This is a genomic window from Flagellimonas sp. 2504JD4-2 (genome assembly GCF_053642935.1).
The window spans coordinates 813,642-834,688 of record NZ_JBSIOV010000003.1 but is presented as its reverse complement, the minus strand read 5'-3'; the positions used below and the strand labels follow the sequence as shown (position 1 = coordinate 834,688).

Annotated in this window: 19 protein-coding genes; 12 read left to right on the top strand and 7 right to left on the bottom strand. The window is 39.9% G+C overall.

Annotated features, from left to right (window positions below; translation table 11 throughout):
- Positions 1-27: 27 nt before the first annotated feature.
- The 3 genes from ACULLH_RS14980 to ACULLH_RS14970 all read left to right on the top strand — a co-directional run bounded on the left by ACULLH_RS14980 (position 28) and on the right by ACULLH_RS14970 (position 4,688).
- Positions 28-2,427: a glycoside hydrolase family 31 protein gene (locus ACULLH_RS14980; protein ID WP_454089559.1), complete on the top strand. Its 2,400-nt coding sequence runs from the start codon at positions 28-30 to the stop codon at positions 2,425-2,427.
- A gap of 39 nt (positions 2,428-2,466) precedes the next feature.
- The gene (locus ACULLH_RS14975; protein WP_454089558.1) at positions 2,467-3,276 is read left to right on the top strand and encodes a M48 family metallopeptidase; all 810 of its coding nucleotides are present in this window, start codon (positions 2,467-2,469) and stop codon (positions 3,274-3,276) included.
- Positions 3,277-3,362: 86 nt separating this feature from the next.
- Positions 3,363-4,688 (top strand): MFS transporter, encoded by a 1,326-nt coding sequence (locus ACULLH_RS14970; RefSeq protein ID WP_454089557.1) that lies wholly within the window; start codon positions 3,363-3,365, stop codon positions 4,686-4,688.
- Positions 4,689-4,723: 35 nt separating this feature from the next.
- On the opposite strand, the gene ACULLH_RS14965 is transcribed toward ACULLH_RS14970, so the two are convergent.
- Positions 4,724-5,563, bottom strand: a complete 840-nt coding sequence (locus ACULLH_RS14965; RefSeq protein WP_454089556.1) for a DUF4349 domain-containing protein — start codon at positions 5,561-5,563, stop codon at positions 4,724-4,726.
- Positions 5,564-5,695: 132 nt separating this feature from the next.
- Between ACULLH_RS14965 and ACULLH_RS14960 the strand changes: the two genes are divergently transcribed.
- Together ACULLH_RS14960 and ACULLH_RS14955 are read left to right on the top strand one after the other, a co-directional pair.
- Positions 5,696-6,589 carry a hypothetical protein gene (locus ACULLH_RS14960; RefSeq protein ID WP_454089555.1) on the top strand — a complete coding sequence of 298 codons (894 nt, stop codon included), beginning with the start codon at positions 5,696-5,698 and terminating at the stop codon, positions 6,587-6,589.
- 62 nt (positions 6,590-6,651) lie between these two features.
- The gene (locus ACULLH_RS14955) at positions 6,652-7,062 is read left to right on the top strand and encodes a hypothetical protein (RefSeq protein WP_454089554.1); all 411 of its coding nucleotides are present in this window, start codon (positions 6,652-6,654) and stop codon (positions 7,060-7,062) included.
- A 104-nt stretch (positions 7,063-7,166) separates the two neighbouring features.
- Here the strand turns inward: ACULLH_RS14955 and ACULLH_RS14950 are convergent, their stop codons facing one another.
- From ACULLH_RS14950 to ACULLH_RS14935, 4 genes are read right to left on the bottom strand one after another with little or no spacing between them, the layout of a single operon-like run.
- Positions 7,167-7,892, bottom strand: a complete 726-nt coding sequence (locus ACULLH_RS14950) for a head GIN domain-containing protein (protein WP_454089553.1) — start codon at positions 7,890-7,892, stop codon at positions 7,167-7,169.
- Between the two features lie 23 nt (positions 7,893-7,915).
- A complete protein-coding gene (locus ACULLH_RS14945; RefSeq protein WP_454089638.1) occupies positions 7,916-9,007 on the bottom strand; it encodes a hypothetical protein in 1,092 nt (363 codons plus the stop codon).
- Positions 8,988-9,548, bottom strand: coding sequence for a hypothetical protein (locus ACULLH_RS14940; protein WP_454089552.1), 561 nt, complete (start codon positions 9,546-9,548; stop codon positions 8,988-8,990). The genes ACULLH_RS14945 and ACULLH_RS14940 overlap by 20 nt, the downstream gene beginning before the upstream one ends.
- Entirely contained in the window at positions 9,545-10,108 is a 564-nt protein-coding gene (locus ACULLH_RS14935) for an RNA polymerase sigma factor (RefSeq protein WP_454089551.1), read from the bottom strand. The genes ACULLH_RS14940 and ACULLH_RS14935 overlap by 4 nt, the downstream gene beginning before the upstream one ends.
- 217 nt (positions 10,109-10,325) lie before the next feature.
- Between ACULLH_RS14935 and lon the strand changes: the two genes are divergently transcribed.
- The gene (lon, locus tag ACULLH_RS14930; RefSeq protein ID WP_454089637.1) at positions 10,326-12,776 is read left to right on the top strand and encodes an endopeptidase La; all 2,451 of its coding nucleotides are present in this window, start codon (positions 10,326-10,328) and stop codon (positions 12,774-12,776) included.
- Positions 12,777-12,850: 74 nt separating this feature from the next.
- Entirely contained in the window at positions 12,851-13,549 is a 699-nt protein-coding gene (cmk, locus tag ACULLH_RS14925) for a (d)CMP kinase (RefSeq protein ID WP_454089550.1), read from the top strand.
- A gap of 7 nt (positions 13,550-13,556) precedes the next feature.
- Here cmk and ACULLH_RS14920 read toward each other — a convergent pair whose 3' ends face one another.
- Together ACULLH_RS14920 and ACULLH_RS14915 are read right to left on the bottom strand one after the other, a co-directional pair.
- Positions 13,557-15,320, bottom strand: a complete 1,764-nt coding sequence (locus ACULLH_RS14920; protein WP_454089549.1) for an alpha/beta hydrolase-fold protein — start codon at positions 15,318-15,320, stop codon at positions 13,557-13,559.
- Between the two features lie 200 nt (positions 15,321-15,520).
- Complete coding sequence (locus tag ACULLH_RS14915; RefSeq protein ID WP_454089548.1) at positions 15,521-15,901, bottom strand: LysM peptidoglycan-binding domain-containing protein; 381 nt, start codon at positions 15,899-15,901, stop codon at positions 15,521-15,523.
- Positions 15,902-16,162: 261 nt separating this feature from the next.
- On the opposite strand from ACULLH_RS14915, the gene rpsA reads away from it, so the two are divergent.
- The 5 genes from rpsA to ACULLH_RS14890 all read left to right on the top strand — a co-directional run bounded on the left by rpsA (position 16,163) and on the right by ACULLH_RS14890 (position 20,932).
- Positions 16,163-17,995 carry a 30S ribosomal protein S1 gene (gene rpsA, locus ACULLH_RS14910; protein ID WP_454089547.1) on the top strand — a complete coding sequence of 611 codons (1,833 nt, stop codon included), beginning with the start codon at positions 16,163-16,165 and terminating at the stop codon, positions 17,993-17,995.
- Between the two features lie 115 nt (positions 17,996-18,110).
- Entirely contained in the window at positions 18,111-18,650 is a 540-nt protein-coding gene (gene pyrR, locus ACULLH_RS14905) for a bifunctional pyr operon transcriptional regulator/uracil phosphoribosyltransferase PyrR (RefSeq protein ID WP_454089636.1), read from the top strand.
- A 6-nt stretch (positions 18,651-18,656) separates the two neighbouring features.
- The gene (locus tag ACULLH_RS14900; protein WP_454089546.1) at positions 18,657-19,580 is read left to right on the top strand and encodes an aspartate carbamoyltransferase catalytic subunit; all 924 of its coding nucleotides are present in this window, start codon (positions 18,657-18,659) and stop codon (positions 19,578-19,580) included.
- A gap of 4 nt (positions 19,581-19,584) precedes the next feature.
- Positions 19,585-19,917: a ribonuclease Z gene (locus ACULLH_RS14895; RefSeq protein ID WP_454089545.1), complete on the top strand. Its 333-nt coding sequence runs from the start codon at positions 19,585-19,587 to the stop codon at positions 19,915-19,917.
- 109 nt (positions 19,918-20,026) lie between these two features.
- Positions 20,027-20,932 (top strand): ribonuclease Z, encoded by a 906-nt coding sequence (locus tag ACULLH_RS14890; protein ID WP_454089544.1) that lies wholly within the window; start codon positions 20,027-20,029, stop codon positions 20,930-20,932.
- Positions 20,933-21,047 lie beyond the last annotated feature (115 nt).

Here is a 21,047-nt window from a genome sequence, read left to right as displayed (position 1 = left end):
TTTTGTGAGTCTTAATTAGCCACATATATGATTACCAACACTGAAATTGAGAAAAGAGGCAATCAGCACCCCAACCATATAACAGATTTCAAGCAGGAAAACGATAAACTCTATTTTACAACACAAAATGGAGTTGTCCTTCAGATAAATATCCTTCGAAATAGTACCATTCGTTTTCGGTATGCTACGGAATACGCTTTCGAACCTGATTTTTCCTATGCCATTAGCGAGGATGTAAGTTTGGGCTATAGTGAGCTTTCTGTAGCGGAAGAAGTTTCCGAATATATCGTTACCACCGCCAAGATCAAGATTCATGTGGATAAGTCCAATCTAAAGATCAAAATCCGAAATTTGGAGGATGTGATCTTATTGGAAGACGAACTGGGCTTTCATTGGGAGGAAAATTATGATTATGGGGGTAACATTGTAAAAATGAGCAAAGTTTGCCATACCGGTGAAAGCTATTACGGTATGGGAGATAAGGCTTCACATACTAACCTAAAAGGCAAACGTGTCAACAATTGGGTAACGGATTCCTATGCTTACGGAAAGGATCAAGAACCGCTTTACAAAGCCATACCATTTTACGTGGGACTTAAGGAAAATCTAGCTTACGGGATTTTCTTTGACAATTCGTTCAGCACTTATTTTGATTTTGCCAATGAAAAGCGAAATGTGACCAGTTTTTGGGCCGATGGTGGCGAGATGAACTACTACTTCTTCTATGGGCCAAAAATGAGCAAGGTTGTTGAAGCTTATACCGATTTAACAGGGGTTCCGGAGTTACCACCGTTGTGGGCACTCGGATTCCATCAATCCAAATGGAGTTATTATCCTGAAAAAAAGGTAAAAGACATTGCCTCTGGGTTTAGAAAACGAAAAATCCCTTGTGATGCCATTTATTTGGATATTGATTATATGGACGGCTTTCGATGCTTTACTTGGGACAAACAACACTTCCCAGACCCAAAGAGGATGATTGATGAACTTGAAGAGGATGGTTATAAGACCATTACCATGATTGACCCTGGAATCAAGATAGACAGGGACTATTGGGTGTATCAAGAAGCTATGGAAAATGGCTACTTCTGCCGTCGAGCGGATGGACCACATTTTAAAGGAAAAGTTTGGCCTGGCGAATGTAAATTTCCTGATTTCACGGACCCTAAGGTGCGTGAATGGTGGGGAAATCTTTATAAAGAGATGATTGCAGATTTGGGCGTTCATGGGGTTTGGAACGATATGAACGAACCAGCCGTGATGGAGGTGCCGACAAAAACTGCTAACCTAGATGTTCGCCACGATTATGATGGTCACCCCTGTAGCCATAGAAAAGCGCATAACGTCTATGGAATGCAAATGGTACGTGCTACTTACAACGGGGTAAAGAAATTTATGTTTCCGAAAAGACCTTTTGTACTTACCCGCGCAGCTTATGCGGGGACACAACGCTATTGTGCCACTTGGACGGGTGATAACGTTGCTACCTGGGAGCATTTATGGATTGCCAACGTTCAAATGCAACGTATGTGTATGAGCGGTTATTCCTTTGTTGGTTCCGATATTGGTGGCTTCGCAGAGCAACCCAACGGGGAACTATTCGCGAGATGGATCCAATTGGCCATCTTTCATCCTTTCTGCAGGGTGCACTCCAGTGGAGATCATGGAGATCAAGAACCTTGGTCTTTTGGAGATGAGATTACCGATATTTTCAGAAAATTTGTGGAGCTGAGGTATCAGTTGCTTCCCTATTTATATACCATGTTCCACAAGTACATCAAAGAAGGACTGCCTATGCTTCAATCTTTGGTGTTTTATGACCAAGAAGATACCCAAACCCATTTTAGAACGGATGAGTTCCTATTTGGGGAGCAAATTCTTGTGTGTCCGGTGCAAGAACCTAACGCCCAAGGACGTAGAATGTATTTTCCTAAAGGAAAGTGGTATAACTATTGGACCGAGGAAATAGTTGAGGGAGGTGTTGAAAAATGGGTGTCCGCTGAGATTCACTTGATTCCTATGTTTATAAAGGAAGGGGCTATGATACCTAAATACCCGGTTCAACAATATGTAGGGGAGAAGGAGATTACCGAACTTCAAATCGATGTTTATTACAAGGATGGAATAGAGAATTCCATTGTATACGAGGATCAGCAAGATGGATACGATTACAAGAAGGGCAGGTACAGCTTAAGAAAATTTAGACTTAGGGGAAAGGAAAATGAATTGATAATACAGCAATTTAAAGATGGAAATTTCATCACTTCCTACTCCAAATTTAAACTCACCTTTCACGGATTACCATTCAAAATAGGTACTGTAGAAGTAGACAACGAAAAAGTCAACCTCAAAGACATAAAGTTAAATGGGAACAATAGTATTGAAGTAAGCAAGGATTTTACCGAGCTTCATATTGTTGGAAAATAATTTTTCGTATTTTCCCTATACTAAACACTATTAACAATTATGAAGAAGTTGATTATCACAGTCGTGGTCTTTTTGGCCGTGGCAGCATGTAAGACAAATCCATTCACCGGGAAAAGTACGCTGAACTTTTATCCAAACAGCCAGATTTTTCCAATGGCTTTTGCACAGTACGACCAGTTTTTGACTGAAAACAAGGTTGTTGAAGGTACTGCAGACGCTAAAATGATTACAAGAGTTGGACAACGTATATCCTCTGCCGCCGAAAGATGGTTGGATGCAAATGGCTATCCAGGTTATCTGAAGGATTACAAATGGGAATACAATCTGGTCAACGATGAAACCGTGAACGCCTGGTGTATGCCTGGAGGAAAGATTGTCTTTTACACAGGTATTTTACCAATTACACAGACTGAAACAGGTGTCGCTGTGGTAATGGGTCACGAGGTTGCACATGCCTTGGCCGATCATGGTGCGCAGCGTATGAGTGCAGGAATGTTACAGCAAATAGGAGCTGTGGCTGGAAATGTAGCCATTAAGGATCCCCAAAAGCGAAATACTTTCAATCAAGCGTATGGACTGGGTTCAACCGTAGGTGTAATGCTTCCGTTTAGCAGAAGTCATGAAACAGAGGCGGATAGAATAGGATTGCAAATTATGGCGATTGCTGGTTACAATCCAGATGAAGCAGCAGAATTGTGGAGAAGAATGAAAGCTAAATCAGGAGGACAGGCTCCGCCGGAGTTTATGAGTACGCACCCATCAAATGATACCAGAATAAATAACCTTACTGCATGGGCACCGGCGGCCAAACAAGAAGCAGCTAAGTTTGGAGTAACATCATTTAAGTAACGAATTGACCAAAGTAACCAATTATAACCACTACCATCATGCTCTAAAAAGGGAATGTAGGTAGTGGTTTTTTTATTTGATAGCATATGGCACGAGCATTGGCATTAAAAGGAAGTAAAAAACTGTTGAATGCTTGGGCATTTTATGATTGGGCCAATTCAGTCTATAGTCTGGTCATATCATCCGCTATCTTTCCAATTTTCTATGGCGCATTGTTCCGTGTCGCAGAGATTGAAAAAGTGACCATTTTTGGCGGAGAAATTGCCCGGGCTCCCTTGATCAGTTATGTAACCTCTTTGGCATTCGTTTTTATTGCCATAGTGACGCCTTTGGTTTCCGGTATAGCCGATTATCTGGGCAACAAGAAGATTTTCCTCAAGTTTTTCTGCTATTTGGGTGCTTTTTCTTGTATTGGCCTATACTGGTTTTCCTTGGAAAACATCTATTTCGGATTGATTTGCTATTTCTTTGGTTTGGTGGGGTTTTGGGTAAGCTTCGCAATCAATAACTCCTACCTGCCCGACATTGCCTTTCCAGAACAACAGGACGGTATAAGCGCAAAGGGCTTTTCGTTGGGTTATGTAGGTAGTGTGATTCTCTTGGTATTCAATTTGGCCATGGTTATGCAACCAGAGGTTTTTGGTATTACGGATAACGGGGGAGAAGTTGCCGAGATCAAGGCAATGAAGTATTCTTTTATTTCTGTAGGGGTATGGTGGATGCTGTTCAGTCAATACACCTTTATGCATTTACCCAAAGGATATAAAAGGGAAGGCGTACGTACCAATATTGTACTCAACGGATTTAAGGAGCTTAAAAGCGTTTGGAGACAATTGGGCACTGAAACCAGACTTAAACGTTATTTAGGAGCCTTTTTTGTATACAGTATGGCCGTGCAGACCATTATGCTCATTGCAACTTATTTTGGAGAAGAGGAGATTAGCTGGGGTTCTGACAGCGAAAGAACAACGGGACTTATCATAAGTATTTTGGTGATTCAAATTGTGGCCATTTTGGGAGCTACAGTAACTGCCTATGCTTCCAAAGCATTTGGTAACATCAAAACCTTGGTTGTGATCAATATCTTTTGGATACTCCTATGTGTATATGCCTATTTCTTGCAAACCCCAATGGATTTCTATATTGCTGCTGGATTGGTAGGTGTCGTAATGGGTGGTATCCAAGCTTTATCGCGTTCTACCTATTCAAAATTTTTGCCTGAAACGACAGATACCACATCTTTTTTCAGCTTTTATGATGTTGCAGAAAAAATAGGAATCGTAATAGGTACCTTTTTATATGGAGCGGTGGCCCAATTAACCGGAAGCATGCGGAACAGTACCATATTTTTGGGGTTGTTCTTTTTGATAGGGGCATTACTTCTGTTAAGGGTGAATAAAACCTCCAAGTAAGGAGGTTTTATGACAATGTCTAATGTGGTTTTGACTTATTTTCTCCTTCTTTTAAAGAAAAATAGTATTCCTATCCCTAGCAATAGAATAGGCCAAATATGGATAATTGCGAGAATTGTATTTTCTACAAAACGCCAACCGAATGTAATTCCTTTTTTTCCTTTAGCCCAAAAGCTCTTATTATAACTGCTAGGTTCTTCTTTATAATTGACTGTCTCATATAGATCAATTTGAATAGTGCTAAAGGCAACTTTGTTGGTCCAATAGTTTAGTTTTCCCTCCGCAGCTTCAATTTCTTCCTGAATTACCCGAAGCTTCTCTTCCGTGGCAAGTATATCCTCGACAGTTTTTGCTTTCGACACAAGAATGTTTTCGTACCTAACTTTGACCGCCTGTTTCGTTTTCAAACGGGCTTCAACGTCAACATAATTTTCGGTGATATCTTCTGTGGCAATGGACTCATAATCAATAAACTCAGCTACTTTGGCTATTGAATCCATAAGTAAACCAAAAGATTCCTTGGGTACTTTTACCGTAAATCTATTTTCTAAGCTGTGAAGGTTGTTTTCAAATGTCATATCAGATATATAGGCATTATATCCGTAAGCCATCTGTTTTATTTGGGCGGTGGCCTTTTTGACATTTTTTACCTTGTATCTGACCTTGGCGGATTTAATTATTTTTAAATGGTTGGGAAATGATGTGTTCTGTATTGAAGTCTTATTGTTTGAAACGACTTCAAAATGCTCTGTGACACCTGCAGTTTCTGCCATTAGATTTTCCTTGTATGAGCTATTTTTACAAGAACTGATATATAATAACCCGACAAGGAGCATTAATAATTTAAGAATTCGTTTTGTGACTATTGTCTTCATTGTTTTTATTTTTAGATATTGAAGCATAAATCTATTGTTGGGAATCACTACGAACTTGTATACCCTTTGTAAAACAATTGTATTTTACCTGAAATCAATTCAATAAACTGATAATCAATTAATTATATTTAATTGAGAAAAGACGAAAAGTTTTACTTTGACCTTTTGAAAAAAGAAGTGACAGCTACTTTTTCGAAGAACCATAGAATTTTCATTGATATCAAAGATTGGAAAGGGAGCGAAATAGTGTTGTTCCAAGAAGATTTGTTTGCAATGGCTAAGGCCAGTGTAAGTGAAAAGTGGTTCTATACATACTTTAAAAACAACACAGGGAAACTTCCAAGAATTGACATGCTTAATTTATTAAGCAATTATGTGGGATATAAAAGTTGGAATGCTTTCAAAGGAGAAAATGCCAACCCTAAAAAGTCGAGCTTATCATTGGTAAGTCTAACCTATTTATTGCTTGGGGCATGCCTTGTTTTTGCAGTCATATGGTTAATCTGGAGCAGAAAAAATGAATTTCACTTTTGTTTTGTTGACCAGATTACAGACCAATCAATAGTTGATATTCCTCTAGATATTAAGATTATCAGTGAAAAGGGGTCTCCAATGGTATTTAAAACAGACAGTTTAGGATGCTTTTCCTATAAGACGAAAGAAGAATACATAAAATTTATTGTCAAATCACCTTACCATAAAACAGATACAATAACTAGATTTATTGATTCCAAACCTAACAAGGCGATAAGGGTCTCCAGTGATGACTATGCTTTGATGCTAAGTTATTATACTTCTGGAAATGTTAAAGACTGGAAAATACATCGGAGGAAGTTGAGCAATATAATTTCAGAAGATGCTTTAATTTATCAACTTTATAACACCAATATTGGCGTTGAGATACACACGAAAGACGAATTTATTCGCATGCTTACCATTCCGACAAGTAGTTTAAAAGGAATTAAAATATTGGATAAGCAATTGGAGAATGGCAAAATAGTAACGCTCAAGTTTACCGTCCTATGAAAACAGTGACAATTTTTTGTATAATGCTATTTGTGGCCTCCTGTGCACATAAAAACAAAGAAATGGAAAACGCCATAAGGCACCAGGACTTGTTTGAATTGAGTATTGAACCCACAGAACAAAATGAAATTAGCCTTGAAGAATTTACAACCCAAAAGCTTAGAACTTATATAGAGTTATTAAAATTAAAGAATGAATATCCTGAATTTAAAGATGACATAATTTCCCGGCTTGTTAAATTTTCAAAGACGGATCTTCTGATGGTAGATGAATCCATAGAGGTAGCTGATTTTATAATACAACGCTCAGGAGAGATTGAAAAGATTTCAGATTCGGTAAACAAGATTAAGTTCTATGTAAAAAGAAATACCAACCAAGGCCTTTTTAAGGATTCAATTACGGCCTATATTACCACTTCAACAGTCAACGTAGATGGCATACAAAGGTTTTCAAGGGATGTGGTTTTTGAATAGCTCATCAATTATGGTGTTTCCAAAACGCAAAAAAGCCCCGACCCTAAGGTCAGAGCTTTTAAGTTTTTGATTGGTGATAAACTCTAGCTAGTTCAAATAAAATTTTATCCTTTCGAAATATCTCCAGAACCGGAAGCTTTACTCCTGATTTTATCCGGATTTCCTCGATAATGAATGTCCCCTGAACCAGAAACTTGGGCATTTATGGATTGATTTGCAGTTACTCTTACATCAGCGGATCCTGACACTTGAGCGGTCACATTTTCAGCCTCCAAGTCGTAGGCACTAACATCTCCAGACCCGGAAACCTGAACCGAGAAATCGCCGGCCGTTCCATTTAATCTGATATCTCCAGAACCGGATAAAGCAGCCGATACACTTTGGGCTTGTACGGATAATGTGATATCTCCAGAGCCCGACATTTTCGCACTAAATTCATCTGCTTTTAAGGTTGTTTTACCAACAATATCCCCAGACCCCGATAAGGCAACAGCATTGATACTTTCCACAGGAACGGTAATATGAATACCACCCTTCCAATTGGAAGGCCTTAAATTGACACCCTTTTCAACTTTGATGACCAATTTTCCGTTTTTAACCTCCGTTTTGATATACTCCAATAGGTTGGATTCTCCTTTAAGGGAAAGCTCACCTTCCTGCCCATCGACCAGTTCAACATCGAACCAACCGGCCAAGGTCACTGCATCATAGTCACCGACGGAACGTTCTATGGTAACAACATCTCCGTTGCCTTTGACTCTTTTACCCCATTGGGCGCTGGTAATTGCCACCATACTTAGCGCCAATCCAAATGTGATTAATTTTTTCATGATTTGTGTTTCTTGATTTGTTTTTAGTTTTGATTAAAAGTTATCCCTCCGTAATCACTGGTAATCTGGATAACGTTACCCGAATTATCACTGCCATAATAGCCGTTATAATATTTTTCACTGGATTTTTCCTTGCTTACCTGAATTTCGAAGTTGCCCATGCCGCTTACGCCTGCATATTCCGTAGAGATGTCAAAATCGAAGTGATATTCAGAATTGTATCCTATTTTAATGCCGGTATAATCAGTTCTAATGTTTACATCTCCAGCATCGGCAGCCAACTCCGTGATTTTTATTGATCCATAGTCCGAGTTAATATTGACATCACCATGAACAGTCCCAAGTTTGACGCCAATGTAGTCACCATTTCCGTTTACACTGTTCACTTCTTTTGCTTCAATGGATCCGTAATCGCTGGAATATTCCAAGTTGCCCATCTCATTGATCACTGCATTGGTATAATCAGCTTTTATAACTAAATCCCCCGCTTTTTCAATGGTGAATCCGGAATAATCCGCTTTAATCTCAGCGCTGTTGATATAATCAAAACTTGAACGGGAGGTGTAATCGAAATTCAACTCATTATTCCTGCCTCGAAGCTCACCTATGTCGATTTTCCCGTAATCACAATTGATTTTTGCATGTCCGTCAATACGATCCAAATAAATATTACCGTAATCATTGCTCAGGTGTATGCTGTTTTTGACAGGAAGCTTTATCGTATAATTTACCTGGACATTCACATTGTTTCGTTTTCCCCAGTTCCAGCCCCAGCTATTGCCTTTGTCACCGAATCGGGTTCTAGCGGAAACTAGGCTGCTGCTGCTCTCAAAATCCACATCTATTTCGTTCAATCTTTTTTCGACCCTTTCCTCATTGTTGCCATTGGTTTTGATGTGTACCTCTACCACAACCCTATCTTCATTCCAAGAAGTAAGGTTTAGGTTTCCGTAGCTGTTCTTGACTTTGAACAGGGCATCGGAATTGACATCAAATTCTTTTTTAATGGTTTTTTCCTTGGTATACTTCCCCTTTAATTTCCCCGTATTGGCTACAATTGCCAGCGGTACAAGAAGGAATGCCAGAAGGGCATATTTATATAGTAAAGTTTTCATCATTGTATGATTTTAAATTCTTAATGTTTTCAATATTGGTCAATACTTCTTTTAATAAATCTATTCTGGTTTGGAAGTTGGTGATCATGGCATTGAGTATAATTTTACTATTACCTCCATTGACCAGCTCCTGTTCCAGGGTTTGGTAATTGTCTTCCAGTTTTTTTAGCTGAAATAAGGTGTCGTCCACCAGTTTGGCCGTTTCCGGCGATCTTACATCTTTTAATTGTTGTACCTGTTCTTCAATAAGGTTGGCAAAGTAAAACTCGGTTTGGGACACTTCCGGTGAAATTTCCACTACTTGTTCCTTCAAGGTAGGTTGGCCATTGAACAATTTAAGTCCCAAGGCACAAAGCAAAATGATAGAGGCTGCTACCGAAAGTGGCTTCCACCATGTAGTTTTTTGCTTTTTAAGGGTAACCACTCCCTTGGATTGATTCAGTTTTTCCAAAAACCGCTCTTGATGTCCATCTTTTGGCTCTTCAAGGTTAAAGTTGCCCTGAAGTCTCTCAAACAGCTGATCTAAATTATCCTTGCTCATAATACTGCCTTTTGGTTCAATTTTTTTCTCAAACTTTCCTTTGCCCGCGAAATTGTGGTTCTGCAATTAGCATAGCTAATATTCATAATGCCACTAATTTCTTCATAGTCGTAACCTTCGATTAAATGTAAGGTCAAAGAAACTCTGTAATTGTCTTTTAAACTTTTCATGGTTTCCATCACTTTTTGAGCCTTCAGTTCAGTATAACCATCGTGATTTAAAGCAACTTCATCGTTATCTTCGACCTTGTACATTACTTCATCCAAATCAACAGCTTTTGTTTTTTGCTGCTTTCGGTAATGATAAATACTGTTGTTAATCACAATTCGCTTTAACCATGCCCCAAAGGTGACGTCTCCTTTAAATGTGTGCAGTTTGGTGAACGCGTTCAAAAATGATTCCTGCATCACATCTTCAGCTTCTGCCGTGTCTTTTACAATTCGAAAAGCAGTGTTGTACATCGCTTTATAATATCGATTGTAAACTTCCAATTGCGCACTTTGGTTTCCTTTTAAGCACGATTGAAGCAGTGCATCAGTATGTTCATTTTGGCGGCTCAAAAAATGAATGGTTTGTCTTATAGATTGATGAATTTATCAATTGTTACACTTTTTTATGCATTTTTCTTTTTTAATGGCATGGGAATTGCCCATATACAGTTGAAAAAAGACCCGAACATCCTTGTATTGCTTACTTTTAGAGTGTTAGGATAGCATTGGGCCAATGAGGAAAAGAAAAATAGTGGTCATTAATGACAAAATGACCGAAACTAATGATATGGGAGAAATAAAAATTTCAACTTTTGACAATATGTCCCTGCAAGGTCTGGATGAGGATGCAGAATTGATTCCACTTCTTACCCCGGAAGATGAGGAGGAAATGAATAGGGAAAGCCTTCCTGAGACACTACCAGTGCTTCCACTACGAAATACTGTGCTTTTTCCAGGAGTGGTAATTCCAATTACTGCGGGTAGGGACAAATCCATAAACCTTATAAAAGATGCCAATAATGGCACCAAGACCATTGGAGTGGTTTCCCAAAAAGATGAGGAGACCGAAAATCCTAAGGTGGAAGATATAAACACATTGGGAACGGTTGCAAGGATTCTTCGTGTATTGCAAATGCCCGATGGAAACACAACGGTGATCATACAGGGGAAAAAGCGATTTGAGATTGCCGAAATGGTTACTGAAAAGCCGTATTTCACAGCCACCGTCCGAGAAGCTCAGGAAGAGCGCCCGGATGAGACCAGTGAGGAGTTCGCTGCCATAATTGATTCCATAAAGGAATTGGCGTTCAAAATCATCAAGGATAATCCAAATATCCCAAGCGAGGCCACTTTCGCCATCAAAAATATTCAGAGCAATTCTTTTCTCATCAATTTTGTGTCTTCCAACCTTAATTTGAGCGTTGCCGAGAAACAGAAGCTTTTGGAGATTCCCAATCTGCAAGAGCGTGCGCTGACCACTTTAAAGTATATGAACCAAGAGCTTCAAAAATTGGAATTGAAAAATGACATTCAATCCAAAGTGCGCAGCGATATGGATCAACAGCAGCGCGAATACTTCCTTCATCAGCAAATGAAAACCATCCAAGAAGAATTAGGGGGTATTTCCTATGAGGAAGAGGTTGATGAAATGCGCATTAAGGCCAAAAAGAAAAAATGGAGTAAAAAGGTAAAGGAGCATTTTGAGAAAGAACTGTCCAAGATGCAGCGAATGAATCCGCAAGTTGCCGAATATTCCATCCAAAGGAATTATTTGGACCTTTTCTTGGATTTACCCTGGGACGAGTTTTCAAAAGATAAGTTCGACTTAAAACGGGCCCAAAAGATTTTGGATCGGGACCATTACGGACTTGAGGACGTCAAAAAAAGGATCATTGAATATTTAGCCGTGTTGAAGCTGCGTAACGATATGAAATCACCGATTTTATGTCTTTATGGACCTCCCGGTGTTGGTAAGACCTCTTTAGGAAAATCCGTGGCTGAGGCCTTAGGTAGAGAATATGTTCGTATGTCCTTAGGTGGACTTAGGGATGAAGCTGAGATTCGGGGTCACCGTAAAACTTATATTGGTGCCATGCCAGGACGAATTGTGCAGAGCATAAAGAAAGCGGGCACCTCCAATCCGGTTTTTATCTTGGATGAGATAGATAAACTTTCAAATAGTCATCAAGGAGATCCTTCCTCTGCTATGTTAGAGGTTCTGGATCCAGAACAGAACAGCGAGTTTTATGACAATTTCCTTGAAATGGGGTATGACCTTTCAAAGGTGATGTTCATTGCTACGGCCAACAATCTGGGAACCATTCAACCTGCATTGCGAGATCGTATGGAAATCATCAATGTTACAGGATATACCATTGAGGAGAAGGTGGAAATTGCCAAGAAACACTTATTGCCCAAGCAATTGAAAGAACATGGATTGTCGAGCCAAAACCTTAAGATTGGAAAACCACAATTAGAGAAAATTGTTGAGGGTTATACCAGGGAATCAGGAGTTCGAAGTTTGGAAAAGCAATTGGCCAAAATGGTACGATACGCTGCCAAATCCATCGCTATTGAAGAAGAATACAACATCAAAGTGACCAATGAAGATGTTGAAAAGATTCTTGGTCCAGCTAGACTCGAGCGGGACAAATATGAAAACAATGATGTTGCCGGAGTGGTTACAGGTTTGGCATGGACCAGTGTAGGAGGGGATATTCTATTTATAGAATCCATACTTTCCAAAGGAAAAGGAGTTCTGAATATCACCGGAAATCTTGGAAAGGTGATGAAGGAGTCAGCCACCATCGCAATGGAATACATTAAATCCAATGCTGAAGCATTTGGTATTAACTCCGATGTTTTCGAAAAATACAATGTACATATTCACGTTCCCGAAGGTGCGACGCCAAAAGATGGACCAAGTGCTGGTATTACCATGTTGACCTCTTTGGTTTCTTTGTTCACACAGCGTAAAGTGAAGAAGAGCTTGGCCATGACCGGTGAAATAACGCTTAGGGGCAAGGTTCTACCTGTAGGAGGGATAAAAGAAAAGATTTTGGCCGCAAAAAGAGCCCGAATCAAGGAAATTATTCTTTGTGAGGACAATCGAAAGGATATCGAGGAAATCAAGGAAGACTACCTCAAAGGACTTACATTCCATTACGTGACCGATATGAGCGAGGTGATTGATATTGCGATTACCGATAGGAAAGTGAAAAATGCGAAGAAGCTTTAAATTATTATCCCCTTAAGGAGACTTTAGGGGTATTTTTTTGAAATCTTTCATTTACTTCTCCCTATTTTTAGCCCATGGGAAAAATAACCGTTGCCATAGATGGATACTCTTCCACAGGTAAGAGTACCATTGCCAAAAGGCTTGCAGCTGCCTTAAGCTATGTTTATGTTGATACCGGTGCCATGTATAGAGCAGTTACGCTTTATGCCATTCAAAATAACTTTGTAGGTGACCAAGATAATATAGTCGGTTTGGTGGCTGACCTACCTAATATCCAATTGAAATTTGTACCGAACAAGGAGTTGGAAATTTCCGAAATGCACCTCAATGGTAAAAATGTAGAGCGTGAAATCCGTAATATGGAGGTATCCGGTCAGGTTAGTAAGGTTGCCACCATTCCCGAAGTTCGACATAAACTGGTGGAAATGCAGCAGCAAATGGGCACTGAGAAAGGCATTGTGATGGATGGAAGGGATATCGGAACCGTTGTTTTCCCTAATGCTGAATTAAAAATCTTCATGACAGCTTCTCCTGGTGCACGCGCTACACGTAGATACAAAGAGTTATTGGACAGGGGAGAAGACGTTTCGTATGAGGAAGTATTGGAAAATGTCCAAAAACGAGATTTTATTGACTCCACACGCGAAACTTCACCGTTGCGAAAAGCCGATGATGCAATTGAGTTTGATAATAGCGACATGGGGCTGGAAGAACAATTTGAGCGGGTCTTTGACTACGCCAAAAGAATCATAGCGGAGAACAGCTTGAAGTAAGTCAAAATCAATATCTCCAGCTACTCAGGTCAGCGCCTTTAGGGGCAACATTTTGTACTTTCTCCACATATTTTTTGATGAACATGCGGTGATAACGCAATCGACTGATATGATTTCCATTATCATGGTCACCGTTCCAGCAGTGCTCTGCACGATCACCATAATCTACTTCCCCATTGTAATAAGGAGCAGTTGTTTCAGATAGGATTTCCTCAGCGAGATATACGGCATTGTTGAGGTAATAGTTGTCCATATCGCCACAATACAAATGAATTTTATTTGCCCAATCATTGCCGTGTTTTGCCCAGTCTCTTTTTAAAATATAGGCGAGATCATAATTTTCTTTCCAATAAGCGGCTACTTCTTTATCGATTTCTCCAGTAAGACGATTCCAGATTCTTTTTGGATAGCCCTCATCATCAATCGGTGAATATGTTGCTTCCCAAATATCCCATTGCTGTCCAGATCGGCCTTTTGAACCCAATACCAGTTCCCGATGGTTCATATCCCTCAAGGTAGCATCCACATTCCCTAAATAATCCCTATGACCGGGAACGAGGGTCTTTTTAAATGAACCTTCTTCATAATACGCATTTTCATCTTCGTAGATATTTACCAAGCAATAGGCCCTAAAATCGATGGGATCGGGACAAGCCGCAAAACACATTCCATAGTCTTTAGGATATTTCACCTGGACCGCAAGGGCTTCCCAACCTCCCGTGCTACCACCGTAAACAAATCGCGACCAGCCTTCTCCTATTCCCCTAAATTTTTCCTCGATATGTGGAATGAGCTCATGAGTGATCGCATCTCCATAAGGACCTTGAGCGGCACTATTTACGGCATATGAATCATCATAGTATGGGGTGGGGTGTTGGATTTTAATGGCTATGACCCTTGGAAAATCTGGCCCGGTCCACGTTTTATAAAAATCATACGCCTCTTGTTGTACCATCAAATTATAGCCATCAACATTAAATCGCTCGCTATATTCAGGTTCCAGGTTTGGATCCGGGGGAGTGGTCCGAAATCCTCCAAAATCGCTTGGGAAATGCCCATGCATGATAGCCAATGGGTATTTTACATTGGGATGTGTCTCCCATCCTTCAGGTAACAATACATGTGCTCCCAAATACATATCCCTTCCCCAAAAGTCGCTCAGCAACTTGCTTTTGATTTTTATGTGCTTGACGTATTTTGTGTCCTCCGGCTCGGTAATCGGAGGTAGTTTCTGATCTAGTTTTATGGCAAGTTCAGGGAATTGCCCGTTGCTGATTGTAATTTTTTGGGGAGTGGAATAGAGGTTACCGGGAGCCCTATTCCATTGCTGTCCTTCTCCTCTGTCCATGGGCAATTTTAACACATGCCCATCTGCACGATTAAAAGTTTCGTATTTGTGGAACAGGACCTGCACATAAAACTCACCCGATGGTAAATCTTTAAAGCTTCTAATAGGATATCCAAATGCTTCCATGTCAAATTGTAGTGACTCACCTGGTTTCCAGTTGTCGACGTCCATACCAAAGCCTTGACAGGTTTTTGGGTCATCCCTAAGCTGAAATCGGGGTTCGGTTTCAATCTGTTCTGAAATCAATAAAACCAATCTTCCGTCCAATGCCTCATCATAATGTTCCGCTGGATAGGGGAACTCGATGTTTATTGAAGAACTGGAATTACTGTTCTTGGAATCTGAACAAGAGCTGATACATAAGGCGAAGAGAAAGATTACTGGAAAGCATAGATTGATAAATCTGAGCGTTGATTTTTTCATGTTGTCTTTGGTTTTGATGCGGTATGTCGCTCATGCTGAAACAAGTTCAGCACAACCAAGTGAAGTTCGGGAATTTTATTGGAAAAATCCTGATGAACCGTATTAATGCATAAATGGAAAACTTGAATATTCTTTCCGTTTTAAATGCAAATAAAAAAAGCCACTTTATAGTGGCTTTTCAATAGTATCTTCCAATAAAACTATAGGTTCGGAATCACCAAAACCTGATCTGGATGAATTAAATCCGGATTTTTAAGGATATTGGTATTGGCTTCAAAAATCGCTTTGTATTTCATGGGGTCACCATAGTAGTGCTTGGCGATTTTGCTCAAAGATTCTCCACTTTGCACTGTATGTCTATGATAAACGGAATCGTCGGAAACCGAAATGTTTGCTTTAATGTCGCTTGGACTTTGACCTCCAATCTCTTTGATTTTATCCCAAAGAACGTTTTTCTCATAAGGTGTGTTTGCTTCTCCTTTAATCTTCAAAACGCCGGCGTCTTCAGAAACGTCACCATCTTTAATGGCCAATTTCTGCCCAAGGTCCAAAACTGCTTGGTATTTTGCTTTTACACTCATAATATGCTGTATTAAATTTAATGGTTAATAGTATGAAACAAGATATGCATAAAAGTCACATTTTGGCTCAAATTTCCATTAATTGTTAATATAGGTTCAGAAGAGTCCAATAAGGGTTTGTAAAACAAGGAATTAATTGTATTTTTGCACTCCTTTTTGGCAAAGCAACAAGAGAAAAAAGGAATAGTAAAAAAACATAACAACTTCCACAGCGATTGTTTAACTCTTGTAGACTCGTGGAATACAAATTAAAATCAGCACATGGCTGAAGAAAAAGCAAAAGCTGAAGTAGAAGAAACTACGGCAGCTGTAGAAGTAAAAGAAGAAGTTCAGACCCAACAAGATCCTAAGGAATTTTTGGAAAGTTTCGATTGGGAAAAGTATGAAGAGGGTATTGAAAAAGTTGATGACAGCAAGTTGGACGAATTTGAAAAACTTGTTGAAGAAAATTTCGTGGATACTGCCGACGAAGAGGTGGTTGAAGGAACCGTGGTCCACATGACGGATCGTGAGGCGATCATCGACATCAATGCCAAGTCGGAAGGAGTTATCTCTTTGAACGAGTTCCGTTACAATCCTGATCTTAAAGTAGGAGACAAAGTTGAGGTCCTAATTGATATCCGTGAAGACAAAACAGGTCAACTGGTATTGTCGCACAGAAAAGCAAGAACCATCATGGCTTGGGATCGTGTCAACGCGGCCCATGACAAAGAGGAGATTGTTACCGGTTTTGTAAAATGCAGAACCAAAGGTGGTATGATCGTCGATGTATTCGGAATCGAGGCGTTCTTGCCAGGTTCCCAGATCGATGTGAAGCCAATTCGCGATTACGATCAATATGTTGGTAAGACCATGGAGTTCAAAGTGGTGAAGATCAACCACGAGTTCAAGAACGTAGTTGTTTCCCATAAAGCACTTATCGAGGCTGATATCGAGGAGCAGAAGAAGGAAATCATCGGTCAGCTTGAAAAAGGTCAAGTACTTGAAGGTATCGTTAAGAACGTTACTTCTTACGGTGTATTCATCGACCTTGGGGGTGTTGACGGATTGATCCACATCACTGACCTTTCTTGGAGCAGAATCAACCACCCGAACGAGGTTGTTGAACTGGACCAGAAATTGAATGTGGTAATCCTTGACTTTGATGACAATAAATCAAGAATCCAGTTGGGTCTTAAGCAATTGGAAAAACATCCATGGGATGCCTTGGGTGATGATATCAAGATTGGTGACAAGGTAAAAGGCAAGGTAGTTGTTATTGCTGACTACGGTGCGTTTATCGAAGTTGCTGAAGGTGTTGAAGGTTTGATCCATGTTTCCGAAATGTCATGGTCTACCCACTTAAGGTCGGCCCAAGATTTTGTAAATGTTGGTGATGAGGTTGAGGCAGTAGTATTGACCTTGGACAGGGAAGATAGAAAAATGTCTTTGGGTATCAAGCAATTGACCCCAGATCCATGGACCGATATTACATCTAAATATCCTGTAGGTTCAAGACACAAAGGAATTGTAAGAAACTTTACAAATTTCGGTGTGTTTGTTGAAATGGAAGAAGGTATCGACGGATTGATCTATATCTCCGACCTTTCTTGGACCAAGAAAATCAAGCACCCATCTGAGTTTGTTACCGTAGGTGACACCTTGGAAGTTGAGGTATTGGAATTGGATGTTGAAGGACGTAAGTTGAGCCTTGGTCACAAGCAAACAACAGAAAACCCTTGGGACAAATATGCTGAGGAGTTCGCTGAAGGTACCGTTCACAAAGCGGCTATCGCAGAGGTTGTTGACAAAGGTGCCACTGTAAACTTCAGCGACGATATCGTAGGATTCGTTCCTTCCCGTCATATGGAGAAAGAAGATGGTAAGAAACTAGTTAAAGGAGAAGAAGTTGATTTCAAGATCATTGAGTTCAACAAAGACTTCAAACGAGTTGTGGCAAGCCACACAGCAATCTTCAGGGAGCAAGAGGAAAGGAATGTAAGAGCTGCCAAAAAGCGCTCTTCATCTTCTGACGAAGCAGCACCAACATTGGGTGATGCAAATGCGCAACTGCAAGCATTGAAGGATAAAATGGAAGCTGATTCCAAAAAATAATCAGACTTTCTATACATAAGCAAGAGCCTCGTTGGAAACAACGGGGCTTTTTTATCTCCCATTCATTTTAAAGAATTGTTTACTTTTGCATACAATTGAGTTGGCAGCACAGCAAATGAGTCAAAAAGTACTTCTTACTTCCAAAGAAATTAACATCATACTTCATCGTTTAGCCTGTCAACTTTTAGAAAACCACTTAGATTTTAGCAATACGGCCTTAATAGGTATTCAGCCTAGGGGAGTTTATTTGGCAGAACGATTGGCCAAAATCCTCAGGGAAGAATACAAGGTGAAGAATATTGAACTTGGCTTTTTGGATATCACTTTCTATAGGGATGATTTTGGAAGAGGTGATAAAACCTTGAAAGCGAACACCACTAAGATTGATTTTTTGGTGGAGGATAAAAATGTGGTTTTTATTGATGATGTGCTATATACCGGAAGAAGTATTAGGGCAGCTTTGACGGCTATTCAATCCTTTGGAAGACCATTGGATATCGAACTACTCACTTTGATCGATAGAAGATTTAGCAGACATTTACCCATCCAACCCAATTATAGAGGTAGACAGGTAGATGCCATAAACGAGGAAAAAGTGAAGGTAATGTGGGAGGAGAATGATGGAAAAGATATTGTGTATTTAGTAAGCAAATAATAAGGGATGAGTGAATTAAGTGTAGATCACTTGCTAGGCATAAAATACCTTGATAAAAAGGATATAGCACTCATTTTTGAAACAGCCGACCATTTTAAGGAGGTTATCAACAGGTCCATCAAAAAGGTGCCGACGCTGCGTGATACGACTATTGCCAACATCTTTTTTGAGAACAGTACTCGAACAAAACTTTCTTTTGAGCTGGCTGAAAAGAGACTGTCGGCCGATGTAATTAATTTCTCGGCCTCCCAATCATCCGTAAAGAAGGGGGAAACGCTGATCGACACGGTAAACAACATCCTTTCCATGAAAGTGGATATGGTGGTGATGAGACACCCAAACCCCGGTGCGGGTATATTTTTGTCCAAGCATGTCGACGCATCGATCATAAATGCCGGAGACGGGGCGCATGAACACCCTACCCAAGCTTTGCTCGATTCCTACTCAATACGGGAGAAACTTGGGGATATTGGAGGCAAAAATGTGGTCATTGTAGGGGATATTCTGCATTCCCGTGTTGCTTTATCCAATATCTTTGCTTTAAAGTTGCAAGGAGCAAACGTAAAAGTTTGTGGACCTAAGACCTTGATTCCAAAACATATAGAGTCATTGGGGGTAAAGGTTGAAACAAACCTTAGGAGAGCTCTGGAATGGTGCGATGTGGCCAATATGCTTCGGGTTCAGAACGAGCGAATGGATATTAGCTATTTCCCATCAACTAGGGAATATACCCAACAATTTGGGGTCAATAAGCAACTGTTGAACAGTTTGGACAAACAAATTGTGATCATGCACCCTGGACCTATAAATAGGGGAGTGGAAATCACAAGTGATGTGGCAGATTCGGACCAGTCCATTATTTTGGAACAAGTAGAAAATGGAGTGGCGATTCGTATGGCAGTAATTTATTTGTTGGCGGCAAAAAAGTAGTAAAATGATTTTCAACAAGGAAGGAACAACGACAATTGTTTTCCAAGAAAAGACCTCACTTTCCACATTTATGGAAAACCTCAGAAAGGCATACCCCAAGTTGAAACATGACAATATTGTGGTAAACCTTTTTTCATTTAGCAAACTTACGGCTGGTGATATTTTGGAATTTTTGGAGATTTCCAATACCCACAAAAAATCTAATAAATCTTTTGTCTTGGTTACCGATAAGGTATCGTACGACGAAATTCCTGAAGTAATAAGCGTGGTACCTACCATCCAGGAGGCAAAGGACATCATTGAAATGGAAGAAATAGAACGCGACCTCGGTATTTAAATTAAAAGTTGAAAGTGTTGGATGATAAATTAAAAACTGATGGATTGTGGAGTAATTATGTTTTCCTGCAAACCATCAACCTTCACCATCAACCCTTTACCCAAATCAAATGAAACTTACCATTCTCGGATGCTATTCCGCAACGCCACGAACGTTTACAAGTCCTACAGCCCAGGTCCTTGAAATTAGAAACCATCTTTTTTTAATTGATTGTGGTGAGGGAACCCAAGTGCAGTTGAGAAAATATAAGGTCAAGTTCTCTAGGATAAAACACATTTTCATTTCACATTTGCACGGGGATCATTTTTTCGGCTTACCGGGACTTATTTCCACTTTTAGACTGTTGGGCAGGGATTCTGAACTCCATATCTACGGTCCTAAAGGAATTAAAGAAGCTATCACCTTGTTTTTAAAATTGGGGGATTCTTGGACAAATTATCCCTTAATTTTCCACGAACTTCAGGGTAAGGACTCCCAACTCATTTTTGATGATGAGACCGTCAGCGTACAGACTATTCCATTGGACCATAGAGTGTATACCAATGGATTTTTGTTCAAGGAGAAACCGTATCCACGTAAACTGGATGTTGAGGCGGTATCAAAATATGAAATTGATAGGAGTCAATTCAACAATATTAAGAATGGCTCCAACGGAGTGAAGCAAAATGGTGAGGTAGTTTCCAATATCGATTTGACCATTGACCCCCCTAGGCCCAAAAGCTATGCTTTTTGTAGTGATACCGCATACAATGAGACCATTGTGCCCATTATCGAAAATGTGGATTTGCTCTACCATGAATCCACTTTTTTGGAGTCTGAGGCTCATTTGGGGACCAAAACCAAGCATACAACGGCTACCCAAGCGGCCCAAATTGCGGAAAAAGCAAATGTGGGGAAGTTGATTTTGGGACATTACTCTACACGATACAAATCCATTGACCTTTTTAAGGAGGAAGCATCAAAAGTTTTCCCCCAGGTTGAATTGGCTGACGATGGAAAGTCTTTTGAGATTTAGTCCATATTGTGATACTTCACACTTTTGTAAAATTTGTATCAATTCAATCAAAACAAAACCATCTAACCTTTTTAATCTCCCTTCTTTTACTGAAATTTGAGGATACTAAGACAAT